This is a genomic window from Herbiconiux moechotypicola (assembly GCF_024979255.1).
Classification (GTDB): Bacteria; Actinomycetota; Actinomycetes; order Actinomycetales; family Microbacteriaceae; genus Herbiconiux; species Herbiconiux moechotypicola.
In genome coordinates this window covers 251,167-272,794 of sequence record NZ_JANLCN010000003.1, presented here as the reverse complement: position 1 = coordinate 272,794, position 21,628 = coordinate 251,167, and the positions used below count along the sequence as shown (strand labels likewise).

At 70.0% G+C, this 21,628-nt stretch carries 18 protein-coding genes; 6 read left to right on the top strand and 12 right to left on the bottom strand.

Annotated features, from left to right (window positions below):
• The first annotated feature begins 16 nt into the window (after positions 1 to 16).
• From N1031_RS06400 to N1031_RS06385, 4 genes are read left to right on the top strand one after another with little or no spacing between them, the layout of a single operon-like run.
• The gene (locus N1031_RS06400) at positions 17 to 3,538 is read left to right on the top strand and encodes a polysaccharide lyase family 8 super-sandwich domain-containing protein (RefSeq protein ID WP_259478774.1); all 3,522 of its coding nucleotides are present in this window, start codon (positions 17 to 19) and stop codon (positions 3,536 to 3,538) included.
• Between the two features lie 23 nt (positions 3,539 to 3,561).
• Entirely contained in the window at positions 3,562 to 4,689 is a 1,128-nt protein-coding gene (locus N1031_RS06395; RefSeq protein WP_259478932.1) for a Gfo/Idh/MocA family protein, read from the top strand.
• A 3-nt stretch (positions 4,690 to 4,692) separates the two neighbouring features.
• Complete coding sequence (locus N1031_RS06390; RefSeq protein WP_259478773.1) at positions 4,693 to 5,892, top strand: dihydrodipicolinate synthase family protein; 1,200 nt, start codon at positions 4,693 to 4,695, stop codon at positions 5,890 to 5,892.
• Positions 5,835 to 6,761 carry a sugar phosphate isomerase/epimerase family protein gene (locus tag N1031_RS06385; protein ID WP_375163612.1) on the top strand — a complete coding sequence of 309 codons (927 nt, stop codon included), beginning with the start codon at positions 5,835 to 5,837 and terminating at the stop codon, positions 6,759 to 6,761. Before N1031_RS06390 ends, N1031_RS06385 begins: the two co-directional genes overlap by 58 nt.
• A 15-nt stretch (positions 6,762 to 6,776) precedes the next feature.
• On the opposite strand, the gene N1031_RS06380 is transcribed toward N1031_RS06385, so the two are convergent.
• The gene (locus N1031_RS06380) at positions 6,777 to 7,739 is read right to left on the bottom strand and encodes a hypothetical protein (protein ID WP_259478771.1); all 963 of its coding nucleotides are present in this window, start codon (positions 7,737 to 7,739) and stop codon (positions 6,777 to 6,779) included.
• Between the two features lie 93 nt (positions 7,740 to 7,832).
• Here N1031_RS06380 and N1031_RS06375 point away from each other — a divergent pair, with 93 nt between their 5' ends.
• A complete protein-coding gene (locus tag N1031_RS06375; RefSeq protein ID WP_259478770.1) occupies positions 7,833 to 9,236 on the top strand; it encodes an alpha/beta hydrolase in 1,404 nt (467 codons plus the stop codon).
• Positions 9,237 to 9,260: 24 nt separating this feature from the next.
• On the opposite strand, the gene N1031_RS06370 is transcribed toward N1031_RS06375, so the two are convergent.
• The 10 genes from N1031_RS06370 to N1031_RS06325 form a co-directional block, all read right to left on the bottom strand.
• A complete protein-coding gene (locus tag N1031_RS06370; protein WP_259478769.1) occupies positions 9,261 to 10,073 on the bottom strand; it encodes an alpha/beta fold hydrolase in 813 nt (270 codons plus the stop codon).
• A gap of 7 nt (positions 10,074 to 10,080) precedes the next feature.
• Positions 10,081 to 11,094 (bottom strand): ABC transporter substrate-binding protein, encoded by a 1,014-nt coding sequence (locus N1031_RS06365; RefSeq protein ID WP_259478768.1) that lies wholly within the window; start codon positions 11,092 to 11,094, stop codon positions 10,081 to 10,083.
• A complete protein-coding gene (locus N1031_RS06360; protein ID WP_259478767.1) occupies positions 11,091 to 11,927 on the bottom strand; it encodes an ABC transporter ATP-binding protein in 837 nt (278 codons plus the stop codon). Before N1031_RS06360 ends, N1031_RS06365 begins: the two co-directional genes overlap by 4 nt.
• Entirely contained in the window at positions 11,924 to 12,958 is a 1,035-nt protein-coding gene (locus N1031_RS06355; protein WP_259478766.1) for a FecCD family ABC transporter permease, read from the bottom strand. The genes N1031_RS06360 and N1031_RS06355 overlap by 4 nt, the downstream gene beginning before the upstream one ends.
• Positions 12,955 to 13,962 (bottom strand): FecCD family ABC transporter permease, encoded by a 1,008-nt coding sequence (locus N1031_RS06350; protein ID WP_259478765.1) that lies wholly within the window; start codon positions 13,960 to 13,962, stop codon positions 12,955 to 12,957. Before N1031_RS06350 ends, N1031_RS06355 begins: the two co-directional genes overlap by 4 nt.
• A 112-nt stretch (positions 13,963 to 14,074) precedes the next feature.
• Complete coding sequence (locus N1031_RS06345) at positions 14,075 to 15,412, bottom strand: aminomethyl transferase family protein (RefSeq protein WP_259478764.1); 1,338 nt, start codon at positions 15,410 to 15,412, stop codon at positions 14,075 to 14,077.
• A 63-nt stretch (positions 15,413 to 15,475) separates the two neighbouring features.
• Positions 15,476 to 16,351 carry a bifunctional methylenetetrahydrofolate dehydrogenase/methenyltetrahydrofolate cyclohydrolase gene (locus N1031_RS06340; RefSeq protein WP_259478763.1) on the bottom strand — a complete coding sequence of 292 codons (876 nt, stop codon included), beginning with the start codon at positions 16,349 to 16,351 and terminating at the stop codon, positions 15,476 to 15,478.
• A gap of 1 nt (position 16,352) precedes the next feature.
• On the bottom strand, positions 16,353 to 17,258 hold the full coding sequence (gene purU, locus N1031_RS06335) for a formyltetrahydrofolate deformylase (protein ID WP_259478762.1): 906 nt from the start codon (positions 17,256 to 17,258) through the stop codon (positions 16,353 to 16,355).
• Complete coding sequence (locus N1031_RS06330; RefSeq protein WP_259478761.1) at positions 17,255 to 18,109, bottom strand: methylenetetrahydrofolate reductase; 855 nt, start codon at positions 18,107 to 18,109, stop codon at positions 17,255 to 17,257. The genes purU and N1031_RS06330 overlap by 4 nt, the downstream gene beginning before the upstream one ends.
• Before the next feature lie 117 nt (positions 18,110 to 18,226).
• Positions 18,227 to 19,561: an aminomethyl transferase family protein gene (locus N1031_RS06325; protein ID WP_259478760.1), complete on the bottom strand. Its 1,335-nt coding sequence runs from the start codon at positions 19,559 to 19,561 to the stop codon at positions 18,227 to 18,229.
• Between the two features lie 180 nt (positions 19,562 to 19,741).
• Between N1031_RS06325 and N1031_RS06320 the strand changes: the two genes are divergently transcribed.
• A complete protein-coding gene (locus N1031_RS06320) occupies positions 19,742 to 21,106 on the top strand; it encodes an aminomethyl transferase family protein (RefSeq protein WP_259478759.1) in 1,365 nt (454 codons plus the stop codon).
• An 18-nt stretch (positions 21,107 to 21,124) separates the two neighbouring features.
• Here N1031_RS06320 and N1031_RS06315 read toward each other — a convergent pair whose 3' ends face one another.
• Complete coding sequence (locus N1031_RS06315; protein ID WP_259478758.1) at positions 21,125 to 21,619, bottom strand: MarR family winged helix-turn-helix transcriptional regulator; 495 nt, start codon at positions 21,617 to 21,619, stop codon at positions 21,125 to 21,127.
• Positions 21,620 to 21,628: the final 9 nt, after the last annotated feature.

The window sequence follows — 21,628 nt, the reverse complement described above, 5'->3', positions numbered from 1 at the left end:
GATGTTCAGGATCTCGATGACACGAGCCGCCGGCGGCGCGGCCGCCGTGGCGATGCTCACGACCGCACTGCTTCTCGCTCCCCTCGGGGCGCGAGCCGATGCCGCACCGGGCACGCCCACCGGTGGGGTGCGGGTGGTCGAAACCCCGGACGAGTTCGACGAGCTCAGGGAGAGATACGCGACGATGCTGACCGGGGGCGCGGCTTACGACCCGACCGATCCCGACATCGCGGCGAGGATCACGGAGATCACCGACGCCGCGCAGCTCTCGTGGGACACCATGGACAAGACCGCGGGACGCGTGCGACTGTGGGCCGATTCCCCGTTCGGCAACGACTCCGCGAGCGTGACGCGCACCTACGAGCACCTGAAGGAGATGGCGCTCGCCTACGCCACGCACGGGTCGGACCTCGAAGGCGACGTGCAGCTGAGGACCGATCTGATCGACGCGCTCGACTGGATGAACAGCACCCGGTTCTACGACGGCGTCACGATGTACCAGAACTGGTGGCACTGGCAGATCGGCGCCCCACTGGCCCTGAACGACATCGTCGCCCTGATCTACGACGAGCTCACGCCCACCCAGGTCGCGGCCTACATGGCCGCCGTCGCCTACGCCCAGCCGAGTGTGACGATGAGCGGAGCCAACCGGCTCTGGGAGAGCCAGGTGATCGTGCTCTCGGGCATCAACGCCAAGGACTCCGTCCGGATCGCCGCCGGGCGGGACGGGACCGGCGACCTGTTCCCTTACGTGACCGCGGGGGACGGTTTCTCGGTCGATGGCTCCTTCGTGCAGCACTCCTTCTACGCCTACAACGGCGGCTACGGCGTCTCGCTGCTCGAGGGGATCGCCGATCTGCTCTTCCTCCTGCACGGCTCCACCTGGGACGTGACCGATCCGGACGTGGCCAACGTGTTCTCATGGGTCTACGACTCCTTCGAGCCCCTGCTCTACAAGGGGAATCTCATGGACATGGTGCGGGGCCGGGAGATCAGCCGGTTCGGAGCGCAGGACCTCGACGTCGCCGTGCACGTGATGGGCGCCATCATCCGGTTGGCCGAGGTGGCGCCGTCCGCCGACGCGGAGGCGTTCCGGGCGATGATCCTGTACTGGTTGCAGCTCGACGCCGACAAGACCTTCCTCACCCAGGTGCCGATCTCCCAGATCATCGCGGCGCAGGAGATCCTCGACGACCCCTCGGTCACGCCGCGCGCTGAGCTGACCGGCTACCGGCAGTTCGCGGCGATGGACCGTGCGGTGCACCTCCGGCCCGGATTCGGCTTCGGCATCAGCATGTCGTCGAGCCGCATCGGCAACTACGAGGCGATCAACGCCGAGAACAACAAGGGCTGGCACACGGGCGAGGGCATGACGTACCTGTACAACGACGATCTCAGCCAGTTCAACGACGACTTCTGGCCGACCGTCGACAGCTACCGGCTGCCGGGGACGACCGTGCTGAAGAACACGACCCAGGCGGCGAACGCCCGCTCCGACCGGTCGTGGGTCGGCGGTGCGGAACTGCTCGGCCAGTACGGCGTCACCGGTATGGATCTCCACCCGGTGGGGCGGAGTCTCGAGGCCAAGAAGTCGTGGTTCCTGTTCGACGACGAGGTCGTGGCCCTCGGCGCCGGCATCACGAGCACCGACGGCATCGCCGTGGAGACGGTCGTCGAGAACCGCAAGCTCGACGCCGCGGGTGACAACGTGCTCACCGTCGACGGCACGGCTGCGCCGACCACCCTCGGATGGTCGGACACGATCACCGGCGCGAGCTCCCTGCACCTGGCGGGCTCGGTGCCGGGCTCGGACATCGGCTACTACTTTCCGGAAGGCGCGACCGTGAAGGGACTGCGCGAGGCCCGCACGGGCACCTGGAAGCAGTTGAACTCCTCCTCGGCCTGGGACGACACGACTCCGCGCACGAGGAACTACCTGAGTCTCGCGCTCGATCACGGGACGAACCCCGCCGGAGAGTCGTACTCCTACGTGCTGCTGCCGAACAAGACCAGCTCGCAGGTGGACGCCTACGCGGCGGCGCCCGACATCAGCATCCTGGAGAACTCCGACTCCGTGCAGGCGGTGAAGGACAACGCCCTGAACGTGACCGGGATGACCTTCTGGAAGGACGAGCCGACCACGGCCGGTCCGGTCACGTCGGACAGGAAGGCGGCGGTCATGATGAAGGAGACCGCCGGTGAGCTCGAGCTCTCGGTGTCGGACCCCACCCAGAAGAACGTCGGCACGATCTACCTCACGGTCGACACGAGCGCGACCGGACTGATCTCGAAGGACCCGGGAGTCACGGTCATCCAGTACCACCCGACCGTGAAGCTCAAGGTCGACGTGAACGGTGCGCGCGGAAAGACCTTCGGCGTGAAGTTCTCCCTCACCGGCACCGCGGCGCCGAACCCGGCCCCGATCGCGATCCCGAACCCCTACGAGGCCGAGACCCTGCCGATCAACCTCCAGACCGACTCGGTGTCGGTGTACACCGACGCGACGGCGAGCGGCGGCAAGAAGGCCGGACTCAACCACAACGCGGTGGGGGACTACGTGGAGTTCAGTCTCGACGTGACACAGCCCGGCAGCTATGACGTCGTGGCCCGCGTGCTCAAGGCGGGCAACAACGGCAGCTACCAGCTGTCGGTCGACGGGGTGACCGCCGGCGCGGCACAGGATCTCTTCTGGAGCACCTCCGAGTCGCGACGAGACGTCACCCTGGGCTCCCACACCTTCACCACCCCGGGGAGCCACCTCGTGCGGCTGACGGTGACGGGCAAGAACGCGAGCGCCTCGGGCTACAAGCTGATGCTCGACTCCCTCAGCCTGATCGAGGCGACCGGGGGAGGAGGTGACACCGAGCCGCCGACGGCGCCGACCGGTCTCGCGGCCACCGCGGTCTCGACCACGCAGATCGACCTGAGCTGGACGGCCTCGACCGACGACGTGGGCGTGACCGGCTACACCGTCTACCGCGACGGCACCGCGATCGGCACCTCGACGACGACGTCGTTCAGCGACACCGGTCTGACCCCGTCGACGAGCTACGTCTACACGGTGCGGGCATCCGACGCCGTTCCCCAGCTCTCCGCACCCAGCGCGCCGGCGAGCGCGACGACCGCCGGCACGAGCACCCGTTTCGAAGCCGAGTCCTTGACGGCGAGTACGGGAGTCGTCAAGACCAACGTCGACGCCAGCGGCGGTTCGTATCGCATCTTCAACGCCTACGGCACCGGAGAGCACATCGAGTACACGGTGCCGGTCGCGACAGCGGGCACGTATCAGCTGACGCTCCGCAGCATGAGGTTCAGCGACAACGGCGCGTACCAGCTGCAGATCGACGGGGTCGATCACGGCACACCCCTCGATCTGTACCGCCCCTCGGGCAAGGTGGTCGACGTCGACCTCGGCGAGGTGACCCTGAGCGCGGGATCGCACGAGTTCAGGTTCACGGCCACGGCGAAGAACGCGAGCTCGCTCGGCTACAAGCTGCCGCTCGACTTCGTGCAGCTGGATGCGGTGGTGGAGCCGTGAGCGCGCGGGAGATCGGCATCATCATGAACGGTGTTTCGGGGCGGATGGGGTATCGCCAGCATCTGGTGCGGTCGATTCTCGCGATCCGCGACGAGGGCGGTATCGAGCTGGGTGACGGTTCGAGGGTCACGGTGCGGCCGCTGCTCGTGGGTCGCAGTGAGGCGAAGCTCGCCGAGCTCGCTGAGCGGCACGGGATCGAGGACTTCACGACCGATCTGGATGCGGCGCTGGCGGACCCGCGGTGGGAGATCTATGCCGATTTCCTCGTGACGAAGGCCCGCGCATCCGCTCTGCGGAAGGCGATCGCGGCGGCCAAGACGATCTACACCGAGAAGCCCACAGCGGAGTCGGTCGAGGAGGCGCTCGAGCTCGCCCGGCTCGCGGCGGCGGCGCGGGTGAAGACCGGAGTGGTGCACGACAAGCTCTACCTGCCGGGTCTGCAGAAACTGAAGAGGCTGATCGACTCGGGGTTCTTCGGCCGCATCCTGTCGGTGCGGGGCGAGTTCGGGTACTGGGTGTTCGAGGGCGATTGGCAGCCTGCCCAGCGGCCCAGCTGGAATTACCGGGCGGAGGACGGCGGGGGCATCATCGTGGACATGTTCCCGCACTGGAACTACGTGCTCGAGAACCTGTTCGGGGCGGTGCGGACCGTCTACGCCCAGGCCGCCGTGCACATCCAGGACCGGTGGGACGAGCGGGGCGAGCACTACACCGCGACCGCGGAGGACGCCGCGTACGGGGTATTCGAGCTCGAGGGCGGGGTCGTGGCGCAGATCAACTCGTCGTGGACGGTGCGGGTGGATCGCGACGAACTGGTCGAGTTCCAGGTCGACGGCACGCACGGTTCGGCGGTGGTGGGGTTGTTCGGGGCGAAGATCCAGCACCGCAACGCCACGCCGAAGCCGGTCTGGAACCCCGACCTCGAAGACGCGCACGACTACGACGCCGACTGGGCCGGGGTGCCCACGAACGACGTGTTCGTCAACGGGTTCCGGCAGCAGTGGGAGGAGTTCCTCACCTCGTACGTGCTCGGCACCCCGTACGAGTTCGACCTGCTCGCCGGCGCGCGCGGGGTGCTGCTCGCCGAGGCGGGGCTCCGGTCCAGCCGCGAGGGCCGCAAGATCGCACTCGACCCCCTCGCCCTGGACTGAGCCATGACACTCACTCTTCTCGGCGCCGACGGCGCCCTCACGACCGCGGAGCTGCTCGAGGCGCCGGACTACGCGAAACCGGCCGGCCCGCTGCGATCGCGCGTGGCGTACGCTGCGGCTCATGTGGTGCCGGTCACCTGGGCGGACAACACCCCCGGTTCCCCCGCCGAGATCGACTGGGACGCGACCCTCGCGTTCCGCCGTCAGGTGTACTCCTGGGGTCTCGGCGTCGCCGACGCGATGGACACCGCCCAACGAAACATGGGCCTGGATGCGGCCGCCACTCGCGAACTCATCACCCGGTCGGCGCAGCTCGCTCGCGAGGAGGGCGGCTCGGTCGTGGTGGGCGTCAACACCGACCACCTCGAGGAGGTCTCGGTGTCGCTCAGCGTCATCGAGAACGCCTACCTCGAGCAGCTGCACTTCACCGAAGAGCAGGGCGCGGGGCCGGTGCTGATGGCCAGCCGTCATCTCGCTCGCACGGCCACGACCGCAGACGACTACCATCGCGTCTATCGCCGCGTGCTCGGCTCCGCATCGACCCCGGTCGTGCTGCACTGGCTCGGCACCGCGTTCGACCCGTCGCTGGCCGGCTACTTCGGCTCGGCCGACTGGCGTGAGGCTGCCACCGTGCTGCTGCAGATCATCGCCGAGAACGTCGACGCCGTCGCGGGCGTCAAGATGAGCCTCCTCGACGCCGATGCCGAGATCTGGGTGCGCGAACGCCTCCCCAACGGTGTGCGCATGTTCACCGGTGACGACTTCAACTACGTCGACCTCATCGGCGGCGACTCCCTCGGAACCGGCACCGGATCCGGCCCCGGGCACTCGGATGCGCTCCTCGGCGCCTTCGCGGCCATCACCCCGGTCGCCTCCGCAGCCATCCAGGCGCTCGACGCCGGCGACCCCGAGGGCTACGCCCGCATCCTCGGCCCCACCGAGGCGCTCTCACGCCAGGTGTTCGCGGCACCGACCTTCTACTACAAGACCGGCGTCGCCTTCCTGGCCTGGCTCAACGGCCACCAACCCGCGTTCCAGATGGTCGGCGGACTGCACTCCGCCCGAGACCTGCCCCACCTGAGCCGCATCATCGAACTCGCGAACACGGCGCACGCTCTCGAGCAGCCCGAACTCGCCGCCGAGAGATGGCACGGGATGCTCGCCCTGAACGGCCTGCGGCCACTGGCGGGGGCCCGCTCGTGACCACACCCCACCCGCGACTCTCCCTCAACCAGGCCACCATCAAGCACGCCGACCTCGCAACGGCCCTGCGCGTCACGGCGGATGCGGGGCTCGAGGCGATCGGGCTGTGGCGCGAGCCCGTGCAGGAAGTCGGCCTCGACACCGCGGCACGGATGCTCACCGACTCGGGCCTGCGCGTCACCACCCACTGCCGGTCGGGGTTCTTCACGATGCCCGAGGGCCCGGAGCGCCGAGCCTCCCTCGACGACAACCGCGTCGCGATCGAGGAGACCGCGACTCTCGCGGCCGCCGGAGCACCGGGCTCCACGGCGGTACTCGTGCTCGTGGCGGGCGGACTGCCCGAGGGGTCGCAGGACCTGGCGGGTGCGCGCGAACGGGTGCGCGACGCGATCGGTGAGCTGGTGCCGGATGCGGCCGTGGCCGGTGTGACGCTGGCCATCGAGCCGCTGCATCCGATGTTCGCGACCGATCGCTGTGTCGTCTCGACCCTCGCCCAGGCGCTCGGCATCGCCGCCGACTTCGATCCCTCCGCGGTCGGGGTCGTGGTGGACACCTTCCACGTGTTCTGGGACCCCGACGTGCTGACGTCGATCGCCGCGGCGGGGCAGGAGGGCCGCATCGCGAGCTATCAGGTGTGCGACTGGAAGACCCCGCTCCCCGCCGACGTGCTGCTCAGCCGTCACCAGCCCGGCGACGGCGTGATCGATTTCGCGCTGCTCACCCGCGCCGTCGAGGCGACGGGCTACGACCGGGACATCGAAGTCGAGATCTTCAACGCCGAGGTGTGGTCGGCCGACCCTGTCGAGGCGGTGCGGCGCACCGCCGAGGCGTTCGACACGGTCGTGTCTCCACACCTGGCAGGCCGGTAGCCCGGCGCATCGTGGTCATTCGGGGTCTGCGGCGGCGTCGGCGTCCGCGGCCCAGGCCACTCCGAGCGCGAACAGGGTGGAGACGCCGTAGTGCGTCATCGCCTGGGCGATCCGGCGGCGACCGGTGCGGGGGTTCACCCCGATCATCCGGGACGCGGTCTCGAGGGTGATGCCCTTGCGCATCAGGGTGAGCAGCGGTGTCCAGGGCTGCGCGGATGCGGAGGCCGGCACTGCTGGGGCCGCTGAATGCCACAGCGTGGCGAAGTACGCGGAGGCCAGTGTGGCCAGGGCCGTGTTGCGCACGCTCACCACGCTCGTGGGGCGGCCCTCGCCCCACTCGTACGGCACGGCGAGCTGGTCGCCGTCGACCCAGAACCAGCTCGGGGGATCGTCGAGAAAGCGGTACTCCATCCCGGCCGCCGTGAAGGCGGTGAGGAGCTGCTGCAGGGCGGGATCGGCCGCCGCGGGGGTGGAGAGCACGACGCGCACCGCGTCCTTGCGGCGGAACGCGGTCGAGAAACGCTCCACCCGCTCGGCGGGGCTCGAGAGGAAGCGGGTGATGTCGGGGAGCACGGCCTCCAAGGTTCCCGTGTCGCGCTGCCCGAGCTCGTACCAGACGTCTTCGGCGGCCCGCGGCCCGTGGCGGGTGACGACGGGCATCGGATCGGCGGAGGTCTCGCCGATCGACCAGTGCCCGATCATCCCGGGCAGCTCGGCCACGATCCGCTCGATCTCGCCCAGCAGGTCGCGCGCGCTGTGGCGGAGCTCGGCGGCGTGCGCCGCGACGGTTTCGGCCGCCCAGTCGGCGGGCGCGGTGTAGGTGAGGTCGGCGCCGTGGCCACCGAGTCTGCCGCGGTCTCGGAGTCTGGCGACGATCGCCTCCACCTCGTCGAGCGGGAGGTGCGAGAGCGTCGCGAGCTCGGCCACGGTCGACGGGCGGCCGCGATAGGCCATGGACAGCAGGGACTCGTCGTTCATCGTCTCAGCGTGTCCTGTAGCGGACATGTCCGCAAGCGGGTCTTGTCGGCGGGGTGGACGGTTCAGGACACTGAGTCATCGGAGGGATGTGCGATGACGGATTGTCTGGCCGACACGGGGGCCGCGGGGTCGCTGCCCCTCTTGCTGGTAGGTGTGCTCGTGCTCACGGCGGGCGCGGTGGTGCTCGTGCTGCTGCGTCGCCGGCGCGGTTCGGGCGGCGGCCGGGGTGCTGCGACGACGACGCTCGCCATCGTACTGGCCGTGCTCGCCGCATCCGGGGCCCTCCAGCTGGGAGGAGCCGCGGCGCCTGCGACCGCATCCGTGTCGTCGGCCGAAGCTTCGGCCTGCCCCTCTGCCGGCCCCACCTCGGAGCCGACGCCCGCTCCGACCCCCACGCCGACGACCACTCCGGTGCAGCCCGTGATCGGCGCCGATCAGGAGGTCGCCTTCGACAGCGGCGGCGTCACCTTCCACGGCAGCTTCCGCGGCCCGACCGACACCTCGCAGCCGGTTCCGGCGGTCGTGATCGTCGTCGGCACCGGCGGTGTCGACCGCAACGGCAACGCGCCCACCCTCGACACCGAGGCCTACGAATGGCTGGCCGACGTGATGAGCGCGAACGGCGTCGCGTCGCTGCGCTACGACAAGCTCGGCACGGGTGCGACGGGGCTCGGCCCCTATGCGGCCGACCCCGACGAGATGCTCGCGCTGGGCTACGACCAGCTGCGGGTGCAGCCCATCCGCGACGCCCTCTCGTTCGTGGCGGAGCAGCCGGGGGTCGACTCCGACCGCATCCTGCTGCTCGGGCACAGCGAGGGCGGCGCCGACTCACTCATCGTGGCGACCGAGCTCGGCGACGCGCCCGCGCTGGCGGGGCTGCTGCTCATCGAGCCGGCCTACACGCACATCCTCGACGTCGTGTCCTCCCAGTTCAGCGTGCAGATGGAGGCCGCCGTGGCCGCGGGTGCCATGACCGCCGACGACGAGCAGACACTGGCCGACTGGATGGCCGCCGGCGTGGCGGAGATCCGCACCGGCACCCCGCCCTATCCCGCGCCCGGCCCCGTGCCGCTGCCCGACGCCGTCGACATGACCGCGGTCTTCCAGAGCACGATCGAGTCGAACATCTATGGGTCGGACCCCGCGCAGATGGTGGTGACCCACGCCTACCGCACCCTGTACGGCAAGCAGTACGACGCGGTCGACCCGTACGAGCTGCCGCCCCTCGTGAGCGTGCCGACGCTCGTCACGTGTGGCACGAAGGACTTCAACACCCCGTGCGGAGACGGGACACCGGACTCGGGCGTGGTCGCGGTCGCGGGGCAGTTCGCGCCCGGTGTCGCCGAGTTCACCGAGATCCCCGACATGGTGCACATCCTGCGCGACGTCGGCTCGGCCGACGTGCCCCAGCCCGCCGACCAGATCGCGTACCCGTTCTCGTCGGTGCTGGAGACCACCCTCGGCGACTGGCTCGCGAGGTTCGCCGACCCGCGGTAGGCAGCGGGCGGTGGCGGGGCCGGTTCAGCCGGCGGGCGGCGCCGCGAGAACGGCGGCGACGACGGCGTCGACGACGGTGTCGGGGTCGGTGAGCATCACGTTGTGACCGGCGCCCTCGGCGACGACGAGGCGGCCTCCGGCGAGCGCGACCGAGCGGGCGTGGGCCTCCTCGATGGCCCCGCCCGAGCCCGAGACGATCGTGAGGGCGGCGTCGACGGCGGGCGGATGCGCGCGCAGCGCGGCGAGACCGGGGAGGAAGTGGGCGACCTCGGCGTCGAGCTGCCGGGCCGCGCGGCGGCCGAAGTTCTCGTCGCGGAAGCGGCGGCGTGCATCCGGCGACAGCACGTCGCCCATGGACGACGCACGGCGGTAGAGCCCCAGAGCGGCGGCGGCGCGGGTGACCGGGCCCGCGATGGCCATGCGGCGCCGGGTGGCGGGGGTGAAGTACTCGTCGAGGTGCTCGTCGGAGGGGTCGACGAGCACGAGGGCGCGCACGTCGTCGCGACCGGCGGCGGCGACGCGGGCGATGGGGCCGCCCCAGCTGTGGCCGACGAGCACGAACGGTCCGCCGAGCTCGTCGAGCAGCGTACCGAGTTCGGCGGCGAGGGCGTCGAGGGTGCGGGGGCCTACGGCGTCGGCGCTGCGCCCGATGCCCCGGCGGTCGCTCACCACGGCGCGGGTGTGTTCGGCGACGCGCGGGTGCACGAGCGCCCACACGACGCCCGACATGCCGAGCCCCGCCTCGAACACGACCGTCGGCGACCCGGCGCCCGCCACCTCGCGGTGACGGGCGCCGGGCTGCGCGGCGGAGTCGCCGAAGCGACGGGCGCGGCTCATCCGGTCCTTACAGCTTCGACGCGTTCGCCAGCTCGTCGGCCAGCTCCTGGTAGATCTGCGCGTACTGCTTGTAGGAGTAGGGCGCAGCCGCGTACCAGTTGTAGACCTGGCCCGCCTGCACGGCGGGGAGGCTGGCCCAGGTGGGCACGCCCATCAGGTCGTCGGCGACGGCGTCGTAGCCGCGGGCGTCGACGAGGATGACGTCGGCATCGGAGTAGTCGGAGGCCTGCTCCCAGCTGACCTGCTTGAACACCTGGCCGTCGGGGTCGACCGGGGTCATCACGTCGAGACCCTGCGCGGTGAGCGTGGAGAACTCGGGCAGGAACGCGGGGTCGGCGACGTACAGGCTGTCGGTGCCGGGCGACATGACGGCGACGGTGAGGCCGGATGCGGACGCGACCTCGGCGATGGTGGCCAGCGCGGCGTCGTAGGCGGCCTTGTCGGCGGCGAGCTCGTCGCTCTCGGTGTCGGCGCCGAGGAGGCCGGCCAGCTCGACGAAGCTCTCGATCGCCTCGTCGGTGGTGGCCGGAGAGCCGTTCAGCGCGATGCCGGGGGCGAGCGCGTAGATCTGCTCGGCCTGCTCGGCGGGCACGTACCAGAGCGTCTCGCCGTCGAAGGTGTAGTCGACGATCAGCTGCGGCTCGAGCAGCGCGAAGTCCTCGATGTCGAACTCGCCGTAGGTGCTGCCGATCACCTCGATCTCGTCGACCGGCAGGTCGCCGACCTGGTAGCTGTAGGCGCCGTCGGCGTCGGGCACGAGCTCGCCATAGGCGCCGGCGACGGTGAAGCCCGCGTCGTAGAGCGCGGCGGCCACGGTGGCCTGGGCGACGACGGTGGTGGGCACCGAGTCGAGCGCGACGGTCTCGCCGCGCGCATCCGTGTACTCGAAGGCGCCGGTGGTGGCGGCGGAGGTCTCGCCCGCCGTGCCGCTGTCGGTCGTGCCGCCGCTGCACGCGGTGAGGGCGAGGGCGGTGCCCATCGCGAGGGCGACGCCGGCGAGGCGGATGTGTCGTCGGTTCACTGTGATTCTCCTTGTTGTTCTGGCAGGGGATTCGGGGGCATGTGCGGCGAACGCCGCGGGATGACGAGGGGCGTGCCGGTCTCCGGGTCGGGGATGACGGTGCAGGGGAGGCCGAACACCTCCTCGACGAGTGCGGGGGTGATGATCGCCGAGGGCTCGCCCTGGGCCACGATCGACCCGTCCTTCATCGCGACGAGGTGGGTGGCGTACCGCGTGGCGAGGTTGAGGTCGTGCAGCACGAGCACCATCGTGTAGCCGTTCTCCTGCTGCAGTTGCGAGCAGAGGTCGAGCAGGTCGACCTGGTGGGCGATGTCGAGGAAGGTGGTGGGCTCGTCGAGCAGCAGGATGCTCGTCTCCTGCGCCAGCGCCATGGCCACCCATACCCGCTGCCGCTGCCCGCCGGAGAGCTCGTCGAAGGTGCGGTCGGCGAGTTCGGCCGTGCCCGTGCGCTCGAGCGCCCGCTCGACGGCCGCGGCGTCGGAAGGCGACCACTGGCGCAGCAGGGTCTGGTGCGGGTACCGTCCGCGCGCCACCAGGTCGGCCACGCCGATCGACTCGGGTGCGGCCTGCGACTGCGGCAGCAGGCCGAGCAGGCGGGCGAGCTCCTTCGACCCGTAGGCGCGCAGGGGGCGTTCGTCGAGCACCACCTCTCCCTGGCTCGGGCGCAGCAGCCTGGCGAGGCCGCGCAGAAGGGTGGACTTGCCGCTGCCGTTCGCTCCGACGATCACCGTGAACGAGCCGTCGGGCACCTCGATGCTGAGTCCGTCGACGATGGGGGCGTCGCCGTAGCCGAGCACCACGTTCTCGGCGCGAAGGCGTTCTGTGCCGGTCATCCGCGTCCCTTCCGCCACTCGTGACCGAGCAGCCAGATCAGATAGAGGCCTCCGACGAGGCCGGTGACCACGCCGACCGGCAGCTGCCGGGGCTGGAAGGCCTCGCGTGCGGCGAGATCGGAGAGGACCAGGAGCACCGAGCCGGTCAGCGCCGCGGTGAGGGCGTTCGGGCCGGTGGCGCCGGTGAGGCGGCGCGAGATCTGCGGTGCGGCGAGGGCGACGAACTGAATGGGGCCGGCGGCGGCGACCGCGGCCGAAGCCAGCAGCACCCCCACGGTCACAGCCCCGAGGCGCACCCGCCCGGGGCGGAGGCCGAGACTTGCCGACCGGTCGTCGGAGAACTCGCCGAGCGTGAGCGCCGACGCCAGCGCCGCCGCCAGCACGCCTCCGATGATCACGACAGGGAGCAGGAACATCACGTCGGGCCAGCCGCGACCGGCCAGGCTGCCCACCAGCCACACCGCGGCGCTCTGCGCGTCGTAGAGCTGGGATCGTACGATCATGAGCTGATTGACGGCGAGCAGGATGGCACCCGCTCCGATGCCCACGAGCACGAGCCGCAGCGGGGCGACGCCGTGGCGGGTGGCGAGGGCGAACACGATCGCGGCGGTCGCCGCGCCGCCGAGGACCGCACCGATCGCGGTGCCGCCCGCGCCCATCCCGAGCACCAGGATGGCCACCAGCGCGCCGGTCGAGGCTCCCGAGGTGAAGCCGATCACGTCGGGGCTGCCCAGCGGGTTGCGCGTGACCGACTGGAACAGCGAGCCGGCCATGCCGAGCGCGGCACCCACGAGCGCTCCGGTGAGCACTCGCGGCAGCCTCAGCTGACCCACGATCAGTTCGTCGGCCACACTCCCCTCGCCGAAGACGGCCTGCAGGGCCGGCACGAGGCCGACCGGATGCGCACCGAGGGTGAGCGAGGCGAGGATCGCGCCCACGAGGGCGAGCACGAGGAGCCCCGCCACCACCACGGAGCGCACGTGGAAGCGGAGGGCGAGTGGCCCGGCGACCACGTTCCAGCGGCGGGTCATGCGGGCACCATCCGTCGCCGGCGCACGAGCGCGATGAACACCGGGCCGCCGAGGATCGCGGTCATGAGGCCCGCCTCGATCTCGGCCCCGCCGGAGACGACCCGGCCGAGGGTGTCGGCGAGCACGAGGAACGCCGCCGAGAGCAGCATGCCGAACGGGATGATGCGCCGCTGATCGGCGCCCACGACGGCCCGCGCGACGTGCGGCACGGTGAGCCCGAGGAAGCCGATCGGACCGGCCACCGCGGTCGCCGCTCCGCAGAGCAGGGTGATGGAGACGGCGGTGAGCACGCGGATGCGCCCCACGCCGAGGCCGAGCGAGCGCGAGCTGTCCTCACCGAGCGCGAGGGCGTTGAGGCCGGGGCCGACGATCAGGGCGAGCACGACCCCGAGCACGAGGAACGGCAGCGCGATGACGAGCGTGTCGAGGCCCCGGTTGACCACCGAGCCGACAACCCAGAAGCGCACCTCGTTGTAGGTGGCCTGGTCGCTCATCGCGAGGGCGTTGATGTAGCTGAACAGCACCGCCGTGAGGGCGGCACCGGCCAGGGCGAGCCGGGCGGGGCCGGCGGAGGCGCGCCCGCCCGAGCCGACGAGGTACACCACGACCGAAGCGACGGCCGCGCCGACCAGGCCGAGCCACATCTGTGGGAGCGCGCTGGTGATGCCGAAGAAGGTGAACCCGGTGACCACCGCCGCCGCGGCGCCCGCGTTCACGCCGAGGAGGCCGGGGTCGGCGAGCGGGTTGCGGGTGAGCGCCTGCATGAGCGCGCCCGCGGCGCCGAGGGCCGCCCCCACCGCGAGCGCCACCAGCGTGCGCTCGAGCCGGAGGCCGCGCACGATGTCGACGGTGTTGCCGGTGCCGCCCTCGATCAGCGCACGCACCACCTCGACGGGGGAGAGCGCCTGGCGCCCCACCATGAGGCTCAGCACCACCGCGATCACGAGCACGACGACGACGCTCACGAAGGCGAGCGTGCGGCGGGCGGTGAGTCGGGGAGGCATCAGTGATTTAGGTTAGCCTCACCTGACGTCTTTCGCCGCATCGGGTGCGGTCATGGTGGCCTCATCGGCAGGCATCCCCCGCGGGGCGGCTCCCGATCGCCGGCGGGTGCGCTCACACCCGGTTGAGTCGGTACTGGGTTCGGGCGAACTCGTCGTAGGGGGAGGTCTGCACCGTGGCCCGGATGCGCGGGAAGCCGAGGTCTGCATCCGGAGCCGTGCCCGCGCCCGGGTGCTCACCCCACACGACCTCGACCCGCGTGCCCGGGGTCGCGTGCTCGGCGTCGACCAGTGCCAGCGACAGCACCGTACCGACCGGTCCGATGAGTGCGGTGTAGTAGGTCACGCCGACGAGCTCGCCCTCGCTCTCGACGCGATGGCGGGCGTAGGTGAGCGTGTGACCCGGGTCGTCGCCGAGCACGCGGTGCACGTCGTCGACGTCGAACTCCAGTGTCACCTTGGTGCGGCGCGGCGCGTCTTTGGCGGCCAGGAGGGCTTCGCGGCCGATGAAGTCGTGGTTGAACGAGATCGAACGCCCGTACCCGAGGTCGTAGGGGGAGAGGTAGTAGTCCTCGATGTCTTCGGAGAAGAAGCTGCCGTTCAGCGGCTTCTGGCCCTCGTAGGAGAACAGGCCGAGGGATCGCCGGTAGTCCTCCAGTCGCGGATCGGTGTAGATGGCCGGTGTGGGCGTGGGCACCCAGCCGCTCTCGACGCCGTTGGTGAAGTACGCCAGCCCGCCCACGAGCACGAGGCCCAGCGGTTCGCCGGCCGCCATGAGGGCCGCCTTCACCTCGGCGTGGTCGGCGTAGTCGCCGATGAACTCGTAGCCTGCCTGCCCCGCCATGCCGTGCCGCAGCGCGCGCACCGGCTTGCCCGCGAGCTCGGTGACGATCGAGTGGAAGAACTTCGTCTCGGGGAGCGGACCGCCGAAGGCGCGCTCCACTAGCTCGAGGGCGAGCGGACCCTGGATCTGATAGCGGAACAGCTTCGGGTCGCCGTCCTTGCGCACCGAGGAGTCGGGGTCGGTGGAGAACTCCACGTCGTAGCCCCCGGTGGTGCCGTGGTACTTCACCCAGTTCTGCGCGGCCGGCACTCCGGTGAGCGTGTAGCGGTTCTCGCTCTCGCGCAGCAGAATGCCGTCGACGATGATGTTGCCGTCGTAGGAGACCGGAACGAACTGCTTGGCCTGGCCGATGGCGAAGTTCTCGTAATTGTTCGCGCTCACCGCCGAGAGCAGCTTGGTCGCATCCGGACCCTCGATGACGGTGTCGGACATGTGATACGAGAGGTCGGAGAGGGCGACGGTGCTGCGCCACGCGTTCTGCTCCTCGCTCCACCCCACGTACTCCGGCTGCACCACCGGCACGGTCCAGGGTGCCACTCCGGGCTTCCAGAGCAGGTTGATGGCCGATCCGGCCCTGTCGATCCCGTCTTGCAGGCTCGGTGCGTTCATGCTGGTGGTTCCTCTCATCGTCGAGTGTGCGTGGAGCGAGTGTGCGTGGAGCAGGGCGGGCGCTCAGGTGCGCTCGGCCATCTCCACGACGTTGGCGAGCAGGAGGGCCCGGGTCATCGGCCCGACACCTCCCGGGTTGGGGGAGAGCCAGGAGGCCCTGTCGTCGACCCGAGGGTCGACGTCGCCGACCACGAGGGAGCGGCCGGTCATCGGGTCGACGGACCGCGACACCCCCACGTCGAGCACGATCGCGCCAGGCTTGACGTGCTCGGGCCGCACGAGACCGGCGGATCCCGCCGCGGCCACGATCACGTCGGCCTCGCGGAGCCTCGCCGGGAGATCGCGGGTGCCCGTGTGGGTGAGTGTGACGGTGGCGTTGTACTCACGCCGGGTGAGCAGTGCCCCGATCGATCGGCCGACGGTCACACCCCGGCCGATCACCACCACGTCGGCGCCGTCCCACGACAGACCGTGACGCTCGACGAGCTCGATCACGCCGCGCGGAGTGCAGGGCAGTGGCGACCCGATCGGGCGGTCGACGTTGAGCACGAGCCGACCGAGGTTGGTGGGGTGCAGCCCGTCGGCGTCTTTCGCGGGATCGATGAGTTCGAGCGCACGGTCGGTGTCGAGATGGGCGGGGAGTGGGAGTTGCACGATGTAACCCGTGCAGGCCGGGTCGGCGTTGAGTTCGCGGATGACCTCGTCGAGCTCTGCCTGGTCGGTGTCCGCCGGCAGGTCCCGCCTGATCGACGAGATGCCGACCTCTGCGCAGTCGCGGTGCTTCCCCGCGACGTACCACCGCGAGCCGGGGTCGTCTCCCACGAGCACGGTGGCGAGGCCGGGGACGACCCTTCTCCCACGCAGCGTCGCCACACGGTCCGCGAGCTCGGCCTTGATGGCGGCCGCGGTGGCGAGGCCGTCGAGTCGTCGAGCCGTCATCTCAGAAGACGATCGTCTCGGAGCCCGTGCGGATGACCCGGTCGTCGCAGTGCCACGACACGGCCCGCGACAGCACGGCGCGCTCGACGTCGGCACCCCTGCGCTGCAGGTCGGCGGCGGAGTCGGCGTGCGAGACGCGCACCACGTCCTGCTCGATGATGGGGCCCTCGTCGAGCTCCTCCGTGACGTAGTGCGCGGTGGCGCCGATGAGTTTCACACCACGCTCCTTCGCCTTGCGATAGGGCGCCGCCCCGATGAACGCCGGCAGGAAGGAGTGGTGGATGTTGATGACCGGCACTCCGACGCCCTCGAGAAAGCCGGGGGAGAGGATCTGCATGTACCTCGCCAGCACCACGAGGTCGGCGTTGCCCCGGATGAGTTCCACGATCCGGGCCTCGGCCGCCGACTTGTCGGGGCCGGGGACCGACGGGACGTGGAAGAACGGGATGCCGAAGGCGCGCACCTCCTCGGCCAGGTCGGTGTGATTGGAGACGACCATCGGCACCGTCATGGGGATCTCCCCTCTGCGATGCCGCCAGAGGAGATCGAGGAGGCAGTGGTCGGACTTGGAGGCGAGGATGATGACCCGCTTCGGCGTCGAACGGCTGGTGAGCGACCATTCCAGGTCGAAGCGGTCGGAGAGCTCGGCGGTGAGGTCCTTCTCGAGCGACTCGCGGGCGACCACCAGGTCGTCGAGGGAGAAGACGGTGCGCTGGTAGAAGTGCCCGCCGGCGGGGTCGTCGGTGTGCTGGTCGAGCGAGACGATGTTCGCGCCGTGCCTGGCCAGCGTCGAGGAGATGGCGGCGACGATGCCAGGCCGATCGAGACCGTGCACCATGAGGCAGGCCTGGTTCGTGACCGAGCCGCGCAGTGGGGCGACCGCGGGTGGCGCATCCGTGATGGTCATGCCTGGGCCGCCTCGAACGCGGTGATCCACTCGGCCGTGGCCTTCAGCCCGCCGAAGGTGTAGAAGTGCAGCCGCACCTCACCGTGCCGCTCGGCGTCGTATCCCTGCGCGAGCTGGGTGATGAAGCGGTCGGGGCCGGCTGTTCCGAGCAGGTTGGTGAGAGAGAACCCGTACTTCTTCGCGATGCCCGCGCTCGAGGAGATGCCGAAACGGCCGGCGAAAGCGAGCAGCCGCTTGATTCCCGCCGGGCCGGGCACGCCCACCCGCACGGGGAGGTCGATGCCGCGTTCGCGCACGCGTTCGATCCAGGTGAACACGGGCGCGACGTCGAACCCGAACTGCGTGATGACGGTACCCCGCAGCTGCTGGTCGCGGAGCGCGGCGGCCTTGTCGGTCAGAGCGCCCCAGAGACGATCGTCGCTGATGTCGGGGTGGCCCTCGGGGTAGCCGCCGATGCCCACTTCGGCCACCCCGTACCGCTGCAGCAGGCCGGTCTGGATGACCTGGAGCGAATCGTCGTAGGGCCCGACAGGCGTGTGCGGGTCGCCTCCTACGACGAACACGTCCTCTATGGTTCCCTGGTCGCGCAGGAGCCCGAGGAACTCCTCGAGCTCGGCCTGCCCGGCGAGGCGACGCGCCGACACGTGCGGCACGGGAACGAAGCCGGCGTGCTGCACGGCGCGCGAAGCGGTGAGGCGGGCGGGCAGGTCTTCGTTGCCCAGGAACGTCACGTTGATGCGCGTCGACGGCGGGATGAGTGCGGCGGCCTCGTGCAGTCCGGGCACGTCTTTGCCGGTCATCTCCAGAGAGAACCTCTCGAGCAGGGCCGAGGGGGTCAGGGTGGTGGGCATCGGGTTCCTCCGCACTTCGTCGTGGCTGCAGCAGCGCCGGGCCTACCCTTGGAACAGGTATTGCAGGCGTCTGTGAACATCACTGTAACCTTAAAACATTTCGGGATGCAAGCACGATCAGAGACGGGCTGCACGGTAGGCGGTTCTGGCATAGGCATCGTAGGGTGAGGGCCGCACGACGGCCCGGACGCGCGGCAGACCGAGTTCGACCTCCGCCGGGGTGCCGTGGCCGGGATGGTCGCCCCAGACCACCTCGACCTCCGTGCCCGGCTCGTCCACGGCGCGGTCGACGAGCGCGAGCGAGAGCACCGTGCCGACCGGGGCGATGCGCGCCGTGTAGAACGCGGTGCCTACGAGCCCGGTGTGGTTCTCCACGCGGTAGCGCCCGTAGCTGAGGGCGTACTCGTCATCGGCGCCGAGGACCGCGCGAGCGTCGTGGGCGTCGAACTCGAGTGTCACCTTGGTGCGCGACGTCGACTCTCGCGCGGCCTCGAGGGAGTCTCGGCCGATGAAGTCATGATCGAAGCTGAGAGACCGGCCGTAGCCCAGCTCCCAGGGCGACGTGGTGAAGTCGTCGATGTCGTCGGAGTAGAAACTGCCGTAGAGGGGGTTCTGCCCTTCGAACGAGAACAGGCTCAGCGATCGCCGGTAGTCCTCGAGCGCGGGGTCGGAGTAGATCGCCGGTGTGGGGGTGGGGATCCACCCGCTCTCGATCCCGTTGGTGGCATAGGCGAGCCCTCCCAGCGAGGTTGCACCGAGGGGCTCACCCGCACGCTGAAGCGCTTCGAGCACGGCGTCGTGGTCGGTGTAGTCGCCGATGAACTCGTAGCCGGCCTGGCCTGCCATTCCGTGCCGCAGGGCGCGGAAGCGGCGGCCGTCGAGGGTCACCTCGGTGGAGTGGAAGAACTTCGTCTCGGGCAGGGGTGCTCCGAAGGCCCTCTGCACGAGGTCGAGCGCCAGGGGGCCCTGCACCTGGAGCCGGAAGAGACGTGGATCGTCGGGGCGGTAGGCCCGATCGGGATCGATCTCGAACGCGACGTCGTAGCCGCCTGCCGTCGCGTGGTGGGCGACCCAGTTCTGGGCGGCCGGCACCCCGCTCAGGGTGAACGACTCCTCCCCGGTGCGCAGCAGGATGCCGTCGGTGACGAGCTGGCCGTCGGCGGCCACCGGGATGAACTGCTTGGCCTGGCCGATGGCGAACGAGCGATAGCTGTTGGCGCTGACCGCGTGCAGCAGCGCCAGCGCGCCCGTGCCTTCGAGGAACATGTCCGACATGTGGAAGGAGAGGTCGGAGAGGACGACCGTGGACCTCCACGCCTCCTGTTCCGTGGCCCACCCGGCGTACTCGGGTCTCACGACCGGCGGTGACCAGGGAGCGCTCCCCGGTTTCCAGAGCAGTCGCACGGGCGATCCCGCTCGGTCGATCCCGTCCTGAAGGCTGGGTGCGTTCATGGTGGCCGTTCCTCTCCATCGAGTCGTGGCCACCACCGTAGCAGTCATCAGAATTGATAACAGGAGTCTGCAAACATTGGTGCCGTCGAGTGTTGAAGATGACTTTGATGATGACAGTTGACTGATATAGTCTGAACCCGATCCCGCATCGACGCGGGCACCATTCCGAGAGGAAGACCCATGGCCAGTCTCGAAGACGAGATCCGTTCCGCCGGTGGGCCGTTGCAGCTCTTGCAGAGCGGCCGGTCCGGCGCCTACCAGTTCCCGGTCAAGCCCGAGTTCAGCAATTGGCGCGACGAGCAGGAGTCGTGGCGCACCAGCGCCGCACTGATGGACCTGTCGTTGCACATGAACGACCTCACCGTGAAGGGGCCGGACACCTATCGGCTGCTCTCCGATCTGGGTGCCAACAGCTTCAGGGGGTTCGGCCCGATGAAGGCGAAGCAGCTCATCGCCGTGGGGCACGACGGCAACATGATCGGCGACGCCATCCTGTTCTGCCTGGGTGAGGACCATGTGCGCATCGTGGGCCGGCCCCCGGTGTCGAACTGGGTGCAGTTCAACGCCGAGACGGGTGACTACGACGTGGAGCTCAGCCGCGACGAGCGCAGCGTGCAGAGCGACAAGCCGACCCGGGAGTTCTACCGCCTGCAACTGCAGGGGCCGAACGCCACGAAGATCTTCGAGAAGGTCAACGGCGGTCCGCTGCCCGAGATCAAGTTCTTCCACATGGGCACCTTCCACATCGGCGACTACCAGACCACGGCGCTCAACCACCGCATGTCGGGCTTCCCCGGTCTGGAGTTCTTCGGGCCCTGGGCCGATCTCGACGGGGTGCGTTCCACGCTCCTGGCCGCCGGCGCCGAGTTCGGCATCACGCAGATCGGCGGGCGGGCCTACGCCTCCGTCGCGGGCGAATCGGGCTGGATCGCCAACACCGTTCCGGCGATCTACTCCAGCGACGAGATGAAGCCCTTCCGGGAGTGGTTGCCGGCGCGCTCCTTCGAGGCGAACCTGGCGCTCGGGGGCAGCTTCGTCTCCGACCGCATCGAGGACTACTACGTCACCCCGTGGGACCTCGGATACACCCACATCGCCAAGTTCGACCACGACTTCATCGGCCGTGAGGCCCTCGAGCGGCGGGCGGGCGAGAAGCGACGGGTGAAGGCCTGGATCCGGTGGGATCGCGACGACGTGGCTCGGATCTTCTCGAGCATGTACGAGGAGGGGGACAAGCGCTTCAAGTACATCGAGACGCCCGCCGCGTTCTACACGGCCTCGCAATGGGACCGGGTGGAGAAGGACGGCGAGCTCGTCGGCGTGATGAACCTGCCGAACTACTCCTCGAACGTGCGCGGGTGGATCTCGCTCGGCATGATCGACGAGGATGCGCACGTGATCGGCGACCGCGTCGAGATGGTGTGGGGCGAGCCCGACGGTGGGCGGGACACACCGTTCGTCGAACGGCACACGCAGACGAAGGTGGGTGCCACCATCATCGCCCGGCCGTTCAGCGAGAGCACAGAGGGTTCGGGCAACCGCTAGCCCGGTGCCGTGCGTGGCTCACGCGGTGCGGATCGGCCAGAGCAGTTCCATCGGCCGGTCGCTCCCCTCGAGCTCGAGCAGGATCTTGCGGAGTTCGAGCACCACGCTCCGCGAGCCCTCGGGGGAGAGCACCGCGTTCACCCGCTCGGTGACCTCGGCCATGCGCTGCGAGCCGACCCGCACCCCCTCGAGGCCCGCCGGCGAGAGCTCGTACAGGATCACCCGGCCGTGCACCGGGTGGGGCCGGCGCTCCACCCAGCCGATCTTGTCGAGCCGGGCGAGCGCGGTCGCCACGCTCTGCGGAGTGATGCGGAACCCCCGCGACATGTCGGAGGCCGACAGCGGCCCGAGCTTGTCGAGGTGGACGGCGAGCCCCAGCTGGGTGACGGTCACCCCGAGGCCCTCGATGGCGCCCTGGATGTAGCGGTGCACGGCGTTCTGCGTGCGCCAGAGGGTGTAGGGAAGGCTCTCCTCCCAGGAGAATCCCTCCGGGTCGCGGGGTGTCGTCGCCACAGGTCCTCC